Origin of the sequence: Bartonella sp. CM120XJJH, from assembly GCF_042194715.1 — a bacterium.
Classification (GTDB): Bacteria; Pseudomonadota; Alphaproteobacteria; order Rhizobiales; family Rhizobiaceae; genus Bartonella.
This window is the reverse complement of the sequence record NZ_JBHINE010000005.1, coordinates 63,370-79,290: the sequence shown is the minus strand read 5'-3', so window position 1 is coordinate 79,290 and position 15,921 is coordinate 63,370. Positions and strand designations below refer to the sequence as shown.

The window sequence follows — 15,921 nt, the reverse complement described above, 5'->3', positions numbered from 1 at the left end:
ATTGGAGATGGAGATAGTTTAAGTGAAACTGGGTAAGATTGATGGCTGGAACGAATAAGAATCGTGAAAATTTAACAAATGGTCCCATTATTATTTTAGTTGAACCACAGCTTCCTGAAAACATTGGTATGGTCGCAAGGGCAATGGCGAATTTTGGGCTTTCTAAGCTTCGGTTAGTCAAACCTCGAGAAATATTTCCAAATGAAAAAGCTATAGCTGCTGCAAGTAAAGCTGATCATGTCATTAACAACACTGTGATTTTTAATACATTGCGTGATTCAATTGCAGATTTACACTATGTTTTTGCCACAACAGCACGTGAAAGATGTGGATTTAAAACTGTAAAAAGTGCTGTCGAAGCAGCAAGCGTATTACGTCAACGTGAAAGTATCGGACATAAGACAGGTATTGTCTTTGGAAGAGAGAGATGGGGATTAGAAAATGATGAAATCAGCCTTGTTGATGAAATTATTACTTTTCCAGTTAATCCTGCTTTTGCGTCACTTAATATTGCACAAGCGGTTCTTTTAATGTCTTACGAATGGATGAAAACAGGTCTAGAGAATGTCAGCGATACGGCATTTCGTGCCGCAGAGATGGAACCTGCAAATAAAACAGTATTTCATGGTTTTTTATCTCAGTTAGAAGAGGCTTTGAATATCCGTGGGTATTTTAGACCCCTTGAGCGCAAAGAAGTCATGCTTGCAAATTTGCGCTCTGTTTTTACGCGCGCTAACTTTAGTGAACCTGAGGTTCGTTTATTGCGAGGCATTATATCTTCGTTGGATCATTTTTCGCCACAATATCCACGGGGGAGTAGAGCACCTGAAGAACGTGATCGTAAAAAAATAAAATAAGTGTGAAAACTAATGGATGAACGACCTGTTCTTTTTTTTGATAGCGGTATTGGTGGTTTAACAGTGTTCAGGGAAGCGCGCATTCTTATCCCTGAAATGCAATTTATCTATGTTGCTGATGATGCAGGATTTCCTTATGGAAATTGGAAAGAAAATATTTTGAAAGAGCGTATTTTGAAGATTTTTACAAATCTTTTAACACGCTACAATCCAGCCTTATGTGTGATTGCTTGCAACACCGTTTCTACACTGATGATGGAAGATTTACGACAGAATTTCCCTCATGTCCCTTTTGTAGGAACGGTTCCTGCAATTAAATCAGCTGCTGAACAAACAAAATCTGGTTTTATTTCCGTATTAGCTACTCCTGGAACAGTTAAACGTGCCTATACAAACGAATTAATTAACTCTTTTGCTGGACAGTGTCATGTTCAGCTTGTAGGAAGTAAAAAGCTGGCTGGATTTGCGGAAGATTTTTTACGGGGAAAATCTATCGATATAGAAGAGTTAAAAAAAGAAATCCTGCCATGTTTTGTGGAAAAAAATGGACAATATACTGATGTTATTGTTTTAGCCTGCACACATTATCCTTTTTTGATTAACTTCTTTCATAAACATGCTTTATGGTCCGTTGAGTGGATTGATCCAGCGAAAGCCATCGCCAAGCATATCAGATCATTATTACCATTATCAGGAAAAATACAGCATCAATATATAAAGAAATATCAAGATTTTGCGTTGTTGACATCGAAAAATATCACTTCTTTAACGGAAAATTTGTTTAAAGGATTTGGCTTAAAACTCATGAAAGGAGTTGACTTTGGATTACGAGATCAATAATGATGATCTAGCTTTTTTTTTAAGAAAATAGCATTAATTGACGTGTCCCGTGGATAACTTTGCATGTTGATATGTTAAGGTATTCTGTCAGTCTTTAGTATTTAAAGGCAGAGGAGGGCGCGTTTCCTTGGGATCTTAAGATCTCGTGTTTTATTTTATAAGGAAATGCGATGAGTAAACGCGAAACAACAAAGTATAAAATTGACCGTCGTATGGGGGAAAATATTTGGGGTCGTCCAAAATCTCCTGTTAATCGTCGTGATTATGGTCCAGGTCAGCATGGACAACGCCGTAAAGGAAAACTTTCTGACTATGGGGTGCAGTTGCGCGCTAAACAGAAATTGAAAGGGTTTTATGGAGATATCTCAGAAAAACAATTTCATAAAACCTATGAAGAGGCTGCTCGTCGACGGGGCGATACTGGTGAAAATCTTATCGGTTTGTTAGAATCCCGTTTAGATGCCGTTGTTTATCGTGCAAAATTCGTGCCTACGATTTTCGCTTCTCGCCAATTTATCAATCACGGTCATGTTAATGTAAATGGGCGGCGCACAAATATTCAATCTTATCGTTGTAAACCAGGTGATGTTATTGAGGTTCGGGAAAAATCAAAACAACTTGTTTTAGTTTTAGAATCCGTGCAATTGGCAGAACGTGATGTCCCTGACTATATTGAAGCAGATCATAAACAGATGAAAGCAACCTTTACACGTATTCCTGCTTTTGCAGATGTTCCCTATGCTGTGCAAATGGAACCTAATTTGGTTGTTGAATTTTATTCTCGATAATTTTTCTATAAGAGAAATTGTTTCTCTCTTCTATTATTATAACTTCAAAATATTGTGTTATTTTTATAATCTTTGAAGTTAATAAGTACTTTTTGTGAATGGTTCTATATTAAGTTTATTGCTATGTTTTATAGTCGTGAACTTATATAGTTCCATTTATTTTTTGTGTATCTAATTTATAAATTCAAAAAACATAAATGTAAGCTTGCTTTAATATTTGTTTTTATCTTTGCAAAATGAGCTGTTACTTATGCAGGATATGGTATTATGAATGATGTTTCCATTGAATATCAGGCAATAGAAGAAAACGAAGGGAGAGATGATCTTTTAATAAGCGAAGCAGATAATTGTCATCCAATGTTTCGTATTGCTCCTTCAAGCGTAGAATTTAATAAATTGCGCAAACGACTTTTACGTCATATGCGACAAGCTTTGGATGATTTTTCTATGCTCTCTACAGGAAAAAAATGGCTTGTTGCTTTATCGGGTGGAAAAGACTCTTATGGTTTATTAGCGCTTCTTTTAGACTTAAAGTGGCGAGGTCTTTTATCCGTTGAAATTCTTGCCTGTAATCTTGATCAAGGGCAACCAGGATTCCCTAAGCATATTCTTCCAGACTTTTTAAGTTCTTATAAAATTCCATATCGTATTGAATATCAAGATACTTATTCCATTGTTACAGATAAATTGGCAGAGTCGCAGACATATTGTTCACTTTGTTCTCGATTACGACGTGGTAATCTCTATCGTATTGCACGTGAAGAGGGATGCTCTGCATTAGTTTTAGGTCATCATCGCGATGATGTTTTAGAAACATTTTTTATGAATTTGTTTCACGGTGGCAGATTAGCTGCCATGCCTGGAAAACTTAAAAATGATGAAGGAGATCTTTTTGTGTTACGTCCTCTTGTTTATGCTGCTGAAGAAGATATGGAAAAATTTTCCCAAGCAATGCAATTTCCGATTATTCCTTGTAATCTTTGCGGTAGTCAAGATGGTTTACAACGTAATGCAATGAAAGAAATGCTGAAAAATATCGAAAGACAAATGCCAGGACGTAAAGATACGATGATTCGCGCTTTAACAAATGTACGCCCAAGTCATTTGCTTGATAAGAGATTCTTTGATTTTAAAACGTGTTAATAAAAATTAGATATTATTTAAAAATAAACTCAAAGAGTTTAAGATAAGATACTTATTTATAATGATAATTTATTGTTTTTTAATTTAAATACCGCAAAATTGTTTTGTTTCAAATTCTCTTATATTGCATCCATAAAACACATCTGCCTGCATATCCCAAAAGAAATCCTTGTGTGTGCATCAAACACTCTTGAAAAAAGTTCCCTTTCACTAACCAATGACTGTCGCAATATGAAAAATGGGAAAATAGTATGGTTGTCGATTTGCTTTTTTGTTAAGTAAAAATGGTTAATTTATGGATTTTATTTTATTCTGTTACGCCGCCGTCACCGTCATTTAAGGCATTAAACTAAGAGAATATGTAACCGCTTGATATTTTGGGAGTGTAAAGAAAACATTCAGGGTAAGGATTGCTCGTAAATTCTCATGAAGTGAGTTACATAAGGGATCAAGTTCGATTGTGAGTAGCCGATCTTTTTATAAACCAATGCTGATAGAAATCTTCATCATTGAGGACAGGGAAGAAGTTAAATTTCAAACTGCTACACCATAAAGATCATAGGCATCCGATTTTTCGATTTTAACGGTGACAAATTCACCAACACGCAATGGGCGTCGTGATGATATATGGACAACACCATCTATTTCTGGAGCATCGTACTGACTACGTCCTTTAGCAACTTTTCCTTGACTTTCATCGATAAGCACTTGAAGTCTTTTCCCAATTTTTTTCTTTAAAAGATGTGTAGAAATTTGTTGTTGTTTTGCCATAAAACGATGCCAGCGGCTTTCTTTCACCTCTTCAGAAATATTTTCTAATCCCAAATCATTTGCGGCGGCTCCTTTTACTTCTTCATATTTAAAGCACCCAGCGCGTTCAATTTTTGCTTCTTCTAACCATTCTAACAGGATATTAAAATCTTCATTCGTTTCACCAGGAAAACCAACAATAAATGTTGATCGCAAAGCAAGATCTGGACATATTTTCCGCCATTTTTCAATTCTACGGTTTGTTTTTTCCATAAGTGCGGGACGCTTCATGTGACGCAAAATAACTGGTGATGCATGCTGAAAAGGAATATCCAGATAAGGAAGAATTTTTTTTGCAGCCATAAGTTCAATAACTTCATCAACATGAGGATAAGGATAAACGTAATGCATACGTACCCAAATACCCATATCGCCTAATTCGCGACAAAGATCAAAGAATTTCGTTTTGATTGTACGATCTTTCCAAGAATTTTCGAGATATTTAAGATCAATACCATAAGCACTCGTATCTTGTGAAATAACCAAAAGTTCTTTTACACCCGCTTGTACGAGTTTTTCAGCTTCACGAAGAACATCGCTGATGGGACGTGAAGTGAGATCACCACGCAGAGTAGGGATGATACAAAAACTACACCGGTTAGAGCATCCTTCAGAAATCTTTAAGTAGGCGTAATGGCGGGGTGTTAAACGAATACCTTGGGGAGGAACTAAATCAAGAAAAGGATCATGAACAGGAGGAATTGCTGTATGAACAGCTTCTATAACACTTTCATAAGCTTGTGGTCCTGTAATGGCCAATACATTAGGATATGTTTGGCGAATGATATCAGGATCAGCACCAAGACACCCTGTTACAATAACTTTTCCATTTTTTTTGAGAGCTTCATCAATGTTGGCTAATGATTCTCTCCTTGCCGAGTCAAGAAAGCCACAGGTATTCACAATAACGACATCAGCTCCTTGATGTTGACGTGAAATTTCATACCCTTCAGAGCGAAGGCTTGTAATAATTCGCTCAGAATCTACGAGTGCTTTTGGGCATCCAAGGGAGACAAAACTAATACGAGGTGCTACCATAATGATCCTACAATTACTATGAATGATTGAGTTATGCTCTATAACTTAAAAAAATAATATTCTTTATTTTTATACCTATGCCATACAATCTGTTACAAAGTTATTTGATTTTTTTCTACAAAATTTTATGTGTTTATATGCATGCATATAATTGTATCTTATTATATCGTAAAATTCCGTCATTGAGGACGATGATATAAGGCTGCTTCTTTCAAAGCATTCAAGTTATTTTATAAAGCACGTGGTGAATATTTTAAAGCTTACTTGTTACGCTTTGTGTAAGTGAAGGATATGGAGGGAAGGGAAAGTGAAACCCGCTCTATAAGGATCTTGGATTGTTTATGGACCGAATTGGGGGCAGCCTTTGGTTGTAGAGAGGAAGTCAATTGCGTGTGACACAATAAAAAATACTCAACAGATTCTTATTACGATATCTATCGCGTACTATAAGGTTTATTTTTTAATATTTGCGAATAAGTCCAGTAAGTTTTCCTTGTATTTCTACACGCTCAGATTCGTATGTCCGTACTTCATAATGAGGATTTGCGGCTTCTAATGCAATAGAAGCTCCTTTGCGTCGATAACGTTTTAATGTAGCTTCTTTTTTATCAATAAACGCAACAATAATTTCACCTGTTATTGCTGTATTTTGACGTTTCACAATGATTGTATCTTTATCAAGGATACCAGCCTCCATCATAGAATCATCTTTAACTTCTAATGCGTAGTGCTCACCTATATTAACCATATCGTGTGGGAGAGAAAGGGTGTTGATTTGTTGCAGTATAGCAGAGGCGGGCACGCTTGCAGAAATACGTCCCATAATAGGAATGGTGATATTTTTTTTTTCTTCTTCATCCAAGTTATCAAGGTTACTCAAGCTTTTTGATATTTCCCTTTTATTTCTTTCTATTATACTAGGAGAAATTTTACGTGCTAAAGAAAGGCTAAATGTTATTTTTTCAGGGAGTCGAATCACTTCCACTGCACGAGCGCGATTGGGCAAACGACGTATAAAACCTCGTTGTTCTAAGGCTATAATGAGCTTATGAATACCAGACTTTGAAGAAAGTTCTAATGCATTTTTCATTTCTTCAAAAGAAGGAGGAACACCAGTTTCTTTTATATGGTTATGAATAAACAAGAGTAGCTCATATTGTTTACATGTTAGCATTCAATATTCCAATCAAAACAATAAAAAGTATTAAAGTAAAAATACATGTACATATAACACTTTTACAATTTTTTCTCGCCAAATCAAATTTATTTTCTTTATTTTTGATCTTATCAGTTAATGAAGAAATATGTTTATTTATAGATATATTTAAATTATTATTTATATACTATATAGATACATTAATATTAAATAATGTATAAAAATACTTTATAGCTCTGGCTGAATTATCCAACACTAAATTTTATGACCAGTGTTATCCTTTTCCTCTAAAATATATCTACGTATTTTGTAATTTCTGATATAAAAAAGTTAATTAGAAGGCAATTTATCAATAGCAGAATAGGCATTCTATATATTTAGAACACTCTATGGGTATTTAAAATCATTTTGCGCATTTCATATTATTTCTGCTTTTTGTCTTAGTAAAATTATCTACAGATATAATAGTGAGTATAATTTATAGTCATTCGAGATATTTTCAATGAGACTAAATTTTTGCTTCATGTTTACTTTATTCTATCGGAAAAATTGGCTTTTGTTATATATTTATTATGCATAAATAAAAATCATACCGTATACAAGATATTGATTTATAATGATAATTTACTGTTTTGTATATTGAATGAGTGTCTCGAATAACGTAAGATTCTCTCATTTCAAGTTTGTTATCTTGAATCAATCAAAATCATTTCCTTGCACGTCAAAAGCGGGATGAATGTGTGGATAAAATTTGTATAAGAAAGGAATAAAAATGGCTCTTATGAACCGTCTTAAGTGCCAAGGGCTGTCGCAACACTGGGGGCTGGCAAATATAATGATGGGGCCGGCTTGCTTCACAAAATGCCATTGTTTCTCATTGTCCCATTTTCAGGTCTAATGTGCCAACGCTATATACTATTTTCCTGCCCCCTAATGTTACAATAATTTTTGGTTCTTAAAAGGAGACATAAAAGGTATTTTTATTCCCTCACTTGTATTGGTCAAGAAAATGCTTTTTGTTGTTTCAATATAAAAAAGATTTGAAACGAGAGAAGCTTAGAGTATTTGAGATCTCTCACTCAAGTGAGAAAATGATAAATTATTATAAATCAATATGTTCTCTTATAAAGCTGTCTTCATATTTGAAAACTGAAAACTAAAGTATAAAGATATAAAAATAATATTATAGTAAAAGGTATCTTTCTTCTCTATCCATTATACTCAACAACCTATGTGAGGGGAAGAAGGCGATTTCTGATAATTTTAGTGCTTCGAATCTATGCAATATTTCAGTGAAATTTTTTCTTTATCGAAAATTTAAAAAGAAGACAAAGAGTACCTATACAATGATGAAGAAAGGAGCAAAAACGGAAAATTATTGATAACTGAAGAAAATAATAATATTTTTCTCCAAAAGGTGTTGACCAAATGGAAAGTCAACCGTATGTTCCCTTCACTTTCTGCAAATTAGATAGTCTACAAACTAGATAACTTGTGTGAGAGCGCGTAGCTCAGCTGGTAGAGCAACTGACTTTTAATCAGTAGGTCCAGGGTTCGAATCCCTGCGCGCTCACCAAATTAAATAATATCAATAGACTATACAAAAATTTAAGAATCTTTCTTGTTCTGATTCTTTTTGTTTTTCCTGTTTCGATTCTTTTTAAAGTTTTTATTGATTCTATAGCCAGCCATTTTCTATCAGCTTTTTTGGAATAGAGCGATGCTAGTTACCTCTTGTCCAACAAAAAAGAGCTTTAAGCTCACGATACGTGTTGTACCTGCGTTGACAGCACATGTGATTGCTAATTTTCTCAATCCGTAGGTTGATTTTTTAATACCCACTGCATTACATGATTCGCAAAATAAGTTGCTAAAATCACCACTTATTCACACTTTATATTACGAAATGACTCTTCTATAAGACGTTGATTTATTTAAATTTTATTCTTTTTAACATCGAGTATAGTACATTTATTTCTTACGAAAATCACAAAATGGTTAACAATGTGTTAATTTCTTGATAAGAGGGGACAATTCAAGAGTGGTATATGCGTGAGGGGAATCATTTAAAAACGTAAATTCTTCCGTCGCGTACAAAAAGCGTGACGTGGTTTTTACAGTAATACTTAACAGAAATAAGTGGACTGAATAGATGCCTTCAAATAGAAAAAAAAATTTTACTTTTATGATTAAACCAACACTTCAATTGTTTTCTATGATCGTTATTTCTCAGTCACTGGTATCTTGTTGCGCAAGCCAAACTATGAATTTTTCAATAAAAGATTCCTATCATAATAAACCAATTAACGTAAACACTTCTGTACTACCTCAACAAGTATCCAATAAGAAGAATCAATCGGATGAAAAAAAGCGTGGACGAGCTATTGTTGGTAAACCTTATCAAATAAAAGGAAAGTGGTATTATCCTCAAAGTGATCCAACTTATAAACGTGTTGGCGAAGCATCATGGTATGGTTCAGATTTTCATGGACGTTTAACTGCCAACGGTGAAATTTATGACATGAATCTTTTGACTGCTGCTCATCCTACACTGCCTTTACCTAGTTATGCTCGTGTTACTAATTTGAAAAATGGATCTTCAATCATTGTTAGAGTCAATGATCGCGGACCTTTTATGAAAGACAGAATCATTGATTTATCAAGGCAAGCTGCGGCAATACTGGGGTATGTAGATAGGGGAGTCGCAGATGTTAAAGTAGAATATATTGCTGAAGCACCCATTGGCTACTACGATGGTGCATATTTAATGGCCTCTTATACTCCTGGAAATGCTGCCCCATATTCATTAGCGTCGGAAAATATTTCGAAAAAAAGAGAAACTGTTTTGTTAAAAGATCAGCGCAATACAGGAAACAAAGAAGAATTAGCTAAAGTAATTGCTGTTGAACAGGAACAACGTAATAAAACTGTTGCAGTTAAATTGCCAGAAATTGGTCCTATCATGGTTGATAAGCCGATGCCATTCGATCAAGTTGCTTCTATAAATAAGCTAAACAAAAAAACAAAGGTCAATTGGTTACAACTGTTTTAAGAAAAAATGCGTTGATTTTTTATCTATATAATTTTCTAGTACAAAAGATAATAACTTACAGGTTTAGTGTAGGGGTTTCATCTTAAAGCGCGACTTTTTTCTGTAATAGCTTTTGCTAGATGAAGATAGATTATTGTATCGGCTCTGTTTGTGTAATCTCCAAAACAACTGCACAATCAATTTGAGAGGAATAAAAAGCTTAACAAGTAGAAAAATATTTTCTTTTGATTCGTCTTTGCATCTTTCTGAAGTATCCACGGTAATATCTGATGAAGAGATTATGCGTGCCCTCATGCTTTTGTTTATCATGTTCTTTAATGGAGTAAGTCCCTTCACGAAAAACAGATCCTCTCAAACAAAATACACTTACATTGCTAATTCACGTACTTATTTAAAAGAAACATACTTCAACACACTACAAGCCTATTTACGATAGCGCCCTGTGAATGGTATGACTGTAACGCCTTTAGACATCACTATCGTTATGCTCATGCGACATGAACTGCCACCATCATACGCTTTGCAAGCCTCCCATATTTTGTGCGATAATTCTTAACACTTGAGAGGTTGATAAGAAGTATTTTTACTCTCTTTTTTTAATAAATTTTATCCATATACGAATCCTCCTTATGATGCGTAATCAAGCGATTTGATTGAATTCAATATGAGAAGAAATATAACGAAATAATCTTACAGTATTTTGAATCAGACATGGAATATTATAATTTATGATAATAAATTCATGTACTACCAATATAAAACAACAAATAAAAAATCTTTTTGTCTCTCATAATTTAAAATATTAAACTTAACCTAGGTGGAAGAGAAAAAGTGCATCATAATAAAAATAAAATCTTTTCTTGATTATCAATAATTCCCCAATTTGCAGAAATAAAAAAGTTTTTTCCTATATAAGATTCTTTATGTTGATCTTTGGGATGGGAGGAGCAGCTATGTATATAATATTAAGGATCTTATTGACCTTATGGGGGATATTGGCATTTGACCCGCGAGGGAGAGCAGAAGATTTTCAAATTTCTGCATCACAATTGTTGTTACTTGATGATGATACAGGGACAATACTTTATGAAAAACAAAGTGACATTCCCTTTTTTCCTGCTTCATTAGCAAAATTGATGACAGTGGAAGTCGTATTTCATCATTTAAAGGAGGGATTATTAAAGAGTACGCAGAAATTCAAGGTCAGTGAAAATGCTTGGCGCAAAGGTGGAGCACCTTCCGGTACAACCACTATGTTTGCAAAGATAAAGACAGAAATCAGTGTTTCTGATCTTTTACGTGGTTTAATTATTATGAATGGAAATGATGCTGCTATTATTCTTGCTGAAGGAATATCAGGAGATGAGGCTCATTTTGCAAAACTGATGAATCAGCGCGCAAAAATAATCGGGTTATCTCAGAGTCATTTTGTTAATGCAACAGGGCTACCCGAAGAGGGACAGTTTGTAACCGTGCGTGATATGATTATATTAGCACGTCATATTGTTCAGGAATATCCGGATTATTATGCACTTTATCGTGAGCCTTATTTTACATGGAATAATATTTTTCAACGTAATAAAAACCCTCTTGTTTCTAAGGAACTTGGTGTAGAAGGATTTGGTTTTGGCTACAGCGGAAAAGAAGGTTTTTCAATGGTTGCCACCATTTCTAAAAATCATCGACGTCTTTTTTTAGCAATCAATGGTTTGCAAGATGGTAAAAAATATACAAAAGAAATAGAACGCATTCTTCAATGGGGAATGACGGCATTTGATCTCAAAACGGTTTTCACAAAAGAAGAAACGGTTGGTCGTGCTTCTGTTTATGGTGGTAAGAAAAACTTTGTTCCACTTATTGTTAAAAGACCAATAAGTTTTATGCTTTCGAATGAAAAAAAAGTAAATGTTAAAGCAAAAATTAAATATCATGGTCCATTGAAAGCTCCCATCGTGTTAGGGCAATCAGTTGGCGTTATTCAAATTTTAGAAGATAAAAAGGTTGTTCTGGAAAAACCAGTTTTTGCCGGAATGAATGTTCAGGAAGGAAGTTTCTTTGCAAAAGTAAAAAATGCATTCTATGAAATAACAATTGGATGGTTACGGAAATATTTGTAGTTACGCGCTAATAAGGTTAAGGTCATACGTGTCAGGTTATTTTATTACATTCGAAGGAGGGGACGGGGTAGGAAAAACGGTGCAGATTTCTTTACTTGCTGAGTCTCTCTCACGCCAAGGTTATGATGTTGTCACAACACGAGAACCAGGAGGAACGCTAGGAGCAGAAGCAATCCGGCATATTTTGTTGTCGGGGCAGGCGCAACAGTATGGACCGTTGATTGAAGCTGTTTTGTTTACAGCCGCACGTGTCGACCATGTGACCGAGGTTATCGCGCCTTCTTTGCAAAAAGGTAAAATCGTTTTATGTGACCGCTTTATTGATTCTACACGCGTTTATCAAGGACTTAATGACACAGTCAACTCTTCTCTTCTTGCTGTTTTAGAGTGTATTGCGCTCAACGGTGTCTTGCCTCATTTAACATTTTTATTAGATATGCCAGCAATGTGTGGTATGAAGCGAGCAAATTTAAGAAGAAAAAGAACAGAAGAAATTGATTATTTTGAAAAAGATCAGTTGGAAATTCAAGAACAAAGGCGTCAAGCTTTTCTTCAATTGGCCAAGCGGGAACCTCACAGATTTCGAGTCATTGATGCTACTGGCTCAGTGGAAGCTATTGCACATCAAATAAAAAATATTTGTCATCAGGCATTGTTGGATCAGTTTTCATGAGTAATGTAAATATCTTACGCCAATATGATGATATTGATACAATTTTATCACCATCCCAGAATAATGTTGTCTTTGGTCATGAGGATGTTCGTCATTTTTTGACACAAATGCTTAAAGAAGAGCGTTTGCACCATGCATTATTATTTGAAGGAGAATATGGGATTGGAAAGGCTACATTAGCCTTTCATCTTGCTTGGAACATTTTAAGTTCTCAACAGGGTGCTTTCTTGAAACCCGATCCTTATTCTACTCCATGGCGCCAAATTACACAAGGAAGTCACCCTGGTCTTTTGTATATTTCACGCCGATTTGATGTGAAAACGCAAAAGTTTAAAACCGGAATACTCGTTGATGATATTCGTGATATTATGCATTTTTTAAGCCGAACACCGCAAGATAATGGATGGCGTATTGTTATTGTTGATTCTGCAGATGATATGAATAGAAATGCAGCAAATGCAATTCTCAAAATACTTGAAGAACCACCTACAAAAACGTTATTTGTTATTATCACGCATTCTTCAGGAAAATTGCTTCCAACAATCCATTCACGGTGTCAAAAAATTTCTTTTCGTCCGTTGAATAACGATGAAATGAAAAAAGTTATTACACATATTTTCGCCAATCAGGATTTACCTGATGAGAAAACAATTGAAATGATTATTAAAAAATCTAAAGGAAGTCCTCGAAAAGCCGCTTTACTTATTTGCCATGGCGGTCTTGAAATTATTAAAACAATCGATACTCTCTTAGAGAAACCTGTTTGTAACGCAACGATTGTACATACTCTTGCACAAACACTTTCATCTGTTTCTTCTACATTCCCATTTCAACAATTTTGTGATGAAATTCTTAATAAAATTCAAAAAAAAGCTATCATGTTCGTTGAAAAAGGAGACTTATTTCTCTCAAAAAAATATGCAGAAAAATGGCAAGAGATTCATCAAGAAATAGAGGACATACAACTGTTTAATCTCGATAAAAAGCAGTTTGTTATTAACTTACTTTTTAAAGTTCATAAGATTATTCATGAGGATTAGTTTTTCCGTGACAATGTGATGAACAGACGTTATGTCATTATATCTTTTATTGATGGCGTTTTAAAACGAGTATGACATGCGTGACACATATTACATAACAACTCCCATTTTTTATCCTAATGGTGCTCCACATATTGGACATGCCTATAGTGCAATTGCAAGCGATGTCTTAGCCCGCTTTCAACGATTAAACGGAAAAAATGTATTTTTTCTTTCTGGTACAGATGAGCATGGTCTAAAGATGCAACAAACCGCAGCAGCATTAGGCATGACGCCTCAGCAACTTGCAGATCGTAATAGTGCTGTGTTTCAAAAAATGCTTGCAGTATTAAATTGTTCTAACGATGATTTTATCCGTACGACAGAAGAACGCCATTATCAAGCTTGTCAAGAAATTTGGAAAAAGATGGAAGCAAATGGCGATATTTATCTCGGTCGTTATACGGGGTGGTATTCGGTTCGCCAAGAAGCCTATTATGAAGAAAAAGATACGGAAATTGGACCAGACAATATCCGTCGTGAGAAGGAATTAGGCTCTCCAGTTGAATGGAATGAAGAAGAAAGTTATTTTTTTAGACTTTCTCATTATGAAAAGCCTCTTCTTGAATATTATGAAAAACATCCTGATTTTATTGCCCCATTTGAGCGGCGTAATGAAATTATAAGTTTTATCAAATCAGGTTTAAAAGACATCTCTATTTCACGCGCAAGTTTTAATTGGGGAATTGCTGTTCCTGAGAATCCAAAGCACGTGATGTATGTCTGGGTTGATGCGCTTACAAATTATCTATCAGCAATTGGTTTTTTCAATGAAAATTCAAAAAAACGTGATTTTTGGCCTGCAAATACGCATATTATTGGTAAGGATATTATTCGTTTTCATGCCATCTATTGGCCGGCATTTTTAATGTCTGCTGGAATTGAATTGCCTAAAAATATTTTTGCACATGGTTTTTTACTTAATCGTGGTGCAAAAATGTCAAAATCTGTTGGAAATGTCGTTGATCCTTTTGAAATGGTTGATCGTTATGGTCTTGATCAGGTCCGTTATTTTCTTCTCCGTGAAGTGCCCTTTGGACAAGATGGTAGTTATAGCCATGAAAGCCTTGTAAACCGTATTAATGCTGATCTTGCTAATGATCTTGGTAATTTAGCACAGCGCTCCTTGTCTATGATTGCCAAAAATTGTGATGCAAAAGTCCCGAAACCAACTTCATTTTTAGCTCAAGATAAACAACTTTTAGAACAATCTCTTCAAGTGCTTGAAACTGTACACCAAGCTATGTCTTCTTATAGTATGCATTTAGCACTTTCAGCTATTTTTTCAATTGTAGCAGATGCCAATCGCTATTTTGCCAACGAACAACCTTGGAGTTTACGTAAAAATGATCGAGAGAGATTTTCTACAGTTCTTTATGTAACTGTAGAAATCTTGCGGAGAATAGGAATTATGCTTTTGCCTTTCATACCCCAATCAGCAGCGAAACTTCTTGATAGCCTTGCGGTTGCTGAAAATGATCGGTTATTGTATCATATAAGTCATTCAGAAATTCAAGAAGGGCTTGATCTTCCACCACCAGAACCAATTTTTCCTCGTTATATCTTGAAGAAAGAAGACACTCATCATGTTGATTGATACACATTGTCATCTTGATTTTGAAGATTTTTCACAAGATTTGGATAATGTTATCCAACGGGCTTTAGATGCTGACGTTAAACGTATGATAACAATTTCAACCCATGTTCATAAGTTAGATAAGCTGTTAGCCATTGCACAAAGCTATGATCAAGTCTTTTGTTCCGTTGGAACACACCCCAATCATGCGCATGAAGAACAAAACATTAAAGCTGAAGAGCTTATACAGCTCTCGAATCACCCTAAAATTGTTGCGTTTGGGGAAGGGGGGCTTGATTACCATTATGATTATTCTACACCAGAAGAGCAAAAGAAAGTTTTTCAAGAACATATCATTGCTTCTCGAGAAACACAGCTTCCTCTTGTTATACATTCACGCAATGCCGATATCGATATGGAGAAAATATTACGTGAACAGACAAAAGAAGGAGCTTTTCCTTTTATCCTTCATTGTTATTCGTCTGGAATGCAACTTGCTCGTGCTGGAATTGAACTTGGTGGTTATATTTCTTTTTCAGGTATTCTTACTTTTAAAAATGCACTTGAAATCCGTGAAATAGCAAAAATTGTGCCCCATGAGCATTTGTTAGTAGAAACAGATGCTCCATTCTTAGCACCTATTCCCCATCGGGGAAAAACAAATGAACCATCTTTTGTATGCTATACAGCAGCTGTTCTGGCTGAAACAATTGGCTTAAGCATTGAAGAAACAGCTCAAATAACAACGCGTAATGCTTTTCGTTTATTTAGTAAAATGAAATAAGGCAAAAG

The 15,921-nt window shown here is 34.9% G+C and carries 11 protein-coding genes, 1 tRNA gene and 2 pseudogenes; 11 read left to right on the top strand and 3 right to left on the bottom strand.

Annotated features, from left to right (window positions below):
* Positions 1-41 precede the first annotated feature (41 nt).
* From ACFIKU_RS03705 to ttcA, 4 genes and pseudogenes are all read left to right on the top strand, one after another.
* Positions 42-877: pseudogene (locus ACFIKU_RS03705) on the top strand (RNA methyltransferase).
* Entirely contained in the window at positions 870-1,697 is an 828-nt protein-coding gene (gene murI / locus ACFIKU_RS03700) for a glutamate racemase (RefSeq protein WP_375656715.1), read from the top strand. The pseudogene ACFIKU_RS03705 and the gene murI overlap by 8 nt, the downstream one beginning before the upstream one ends.
* A gap of 170 nt (positions 1,698-1,867) precedes the next feature.
* Positions 1,868-2,485, top strand: a complete 618-nt coding sequence (gene rpsD, locus ACFIKU_RS03695; RefSeq protein ID WP_273722651.1) for a 30S ribosomal protein S4 — start codon at positions 1,868-1,870, stop codon at positions 2,483-2,485.
* 267 nt (positions 2,486-2,752) lie between these two features.
* Positions 2,753-3,628 carry a tRNA 2-thiocytidine(32) synthetase TtcA gene (ttcA, locus tag ACFIKU_RS03690; protein WP_375656714.1) on the top strand — a complete coding sequence of 292 codons (876 nt, stop codon included), beginning with the start codon at positions 2,753-2,755 and terminating at the stop codon, positions 3,626-3,628.
* Positions 3,629-4,162: 534 nt separating this feature from the next.
* Here the strand turns inward: ttcA and rimO are convergent.
* Positions 4,163-5,476, bottom strand: coding sequence for a 30S ribosomal protein S12 methylthiotransferase RimO (gene rimO, locus ACFIKU_RS03685; protein ID WP_375656713.1), 1,314 nt, complete (start codon positions 5,474-5,476; stop codon positions 4,163-4,165).
* A 460-nt stretch (positions 5,477-5,936) separates the two neighbouring features.
* A complete protein-coding gene (lexA, locus tag ACFIKU_RS03680) occupies positions 5,937-6,650 on the bottom strand; it encodes a transcriptional repressor LexA (RefSeq protein ID WP_375642034.1) in 714 nt (237 codons plus the stop codon).
* 1,482 nt (positions 6,651-8,132) lie between these two features.
* On the opposite strand from lexA, the gene ACFIKU_RS03675 reads away from it, so the two are divergent.
* Positions 8,133-8,208: transfer RNA gene (locus ACFIKU_RS03675), tRNA-Lys, on the top strand.
* 79 nt (positions 8,209-8,287) lie between these two features.
* Here ACFIKU_RS03675 and ACFIKU_RS03670 read toward each other — a convergent pair.
* Positions 8,288-8,507 (bottom strand): annotated as a pseudogene (locus ACFIKU_RS03670) (integrase); the annotation flags it as partial.
* A 277-nt stretch (positions 8,508-8,784) separates the two neighbouring features.
* Between ACFIKU_RS03670 and ACFIKU_RS03665 the strand changes: the two are divergent.
* The 6 genes from ACFIKU_RS03665 (at position 8,785) to ACFIKU_RS03640 (ending at position 15,913) form a co-directional block, all read left to right on the top strand.
* A complete protein-coding gene (locus ACFIKU_RS03665; RefSeq protein ID WP_375656712.1) occupies positions 8,785-9,684 on the top strand; it encodes a septal ring lytic transglycosylase RlpA family protein in 900 nt (299 codons plus the stop codon).
* A 953-nt stretch (positions 9,685-10,637) separates the two neighbouring features.
* A complete protein-coding gene (locus ACFIKU_RS03660) occupies positions 10,638-11,801 on the top strand; it encodes a D-alanyl-D-alanine carboxypeptidase family protein (RefSeq protein WP_375642032.1) in 1,164 nt (387 codons plus the stop codon).
* A gap of 28 nt (positions 11,802-11,829) precedes the next feature.
* A complete protein-coding gene (gene tmk, locus ACFIKU_RS03655) occupies positions 11,830-12,474 on the top strand; it encodes a dTMP kinase (RefSeq protein WP_375656711.1) in 645 nt (214 codons plus the stop codon).
* Entirely contained in the window at positions 12,471-13,514 is a 1,044-nt protein-coding gene (locus ACFIKU_RS03650; protein WP_375642030.1) for a DNA polymerase III subunit delta', read from the top strand. Before tmk ends, ACFIKU_RS03650 begins: the two co-directional genes overlap by 4 nt.
* A gap of 76 nt (positions 13,515-13,590) precedes the next feature.
* The gene (metG, locus tag ACFIKU_RS03645) at positions 13,591-15,150 is read left to right on the top strand and encodes a methionine--tRNA ligase (RefSeq protein ID WP_375642029.1); all 1,560 of its coding nucleotides are present in this window, start codon (positions 13,591-13,593) and stop codon (positions 15,148-15,150) included.
* A complete protein-coding gene (locus tag ACFIKU_RS03640; RefSeq protein ID WP_375656710.1) occupies positions 15,140-15,913 on the top strand; it encodes a TatD family hydrolase in 774 nt (257 codons plus the stop codon). Before metG ends, ACFIKU_RS03640 begins: the two co-directional genes overlap by 11 nt.
* Positions 15,914-15,921 lie beyond the last annotated feature (8 nt).

Coding starts and splice junctions, on each gene's coding strand:
- murI (WP_375656715.1), top strand. CDS start 870: ATGGATGAACGACCTGTTCTTTTTTTTGATAGCGGTATTGGTGGTTTA.
- rpsD (WP_273722651.1), top strand. CDS start 1,868: ATGAGTAAACGCGAAACAACAAAGTATAAAATTGACCGTCGTATGGGG.
- ttcA (WP_375656714.1), top strand. CDS start 2,753: ATGAATGATGTTTCCATTGAATATCAGGCAATAGAAGAAAACGAAGGG.
- rimO (WP_375656713.1), bottom strand. CDS start 5,476: ATGGTAGCACCTCGTATTAGTTTTGTCTCCCTTGGATGCCCAAAAGCA.
- lexA (WP_375642034.1), bottom strand. CDS start 6,650: ATGCTAACATGTAAACAATATGAGCTACTCTTGTTTATTCATAACCAT.
- ACFIKU_RS03665 (WP_375656712.1), top strand. CDS start 8,785: ATGCCTTCAAATAGAAAAAAAAATTTTACTTTTATGATTAAACCAACA.
- ACFIKU_RS03660 (WP_375642032.1), top strand. CDS start 10,638: ATGTATATAATATTAAGGATCTTATTGACCTTATGGGGGATATTGGCA.
- ACFIKU_RS03650 (WP_375642030.1), top strand. CDS start 12,471: ATGAGTAATGTAAATATCTTACGCCAATATGATGATATTGATACAATT.
- metG (WP_375642029.1), top strand. CDS start 13,591: ATGCGTGACACATATTACATAACAACTCCCATTTTTTATCCTAATGGT.
- ACFIKU_RS03640 (WP_375656710.1), top strand. CDS start 15,140: ATGTTGATTGATACACATTGTCATCTTGATTTTGAAGATTTTTCACAA.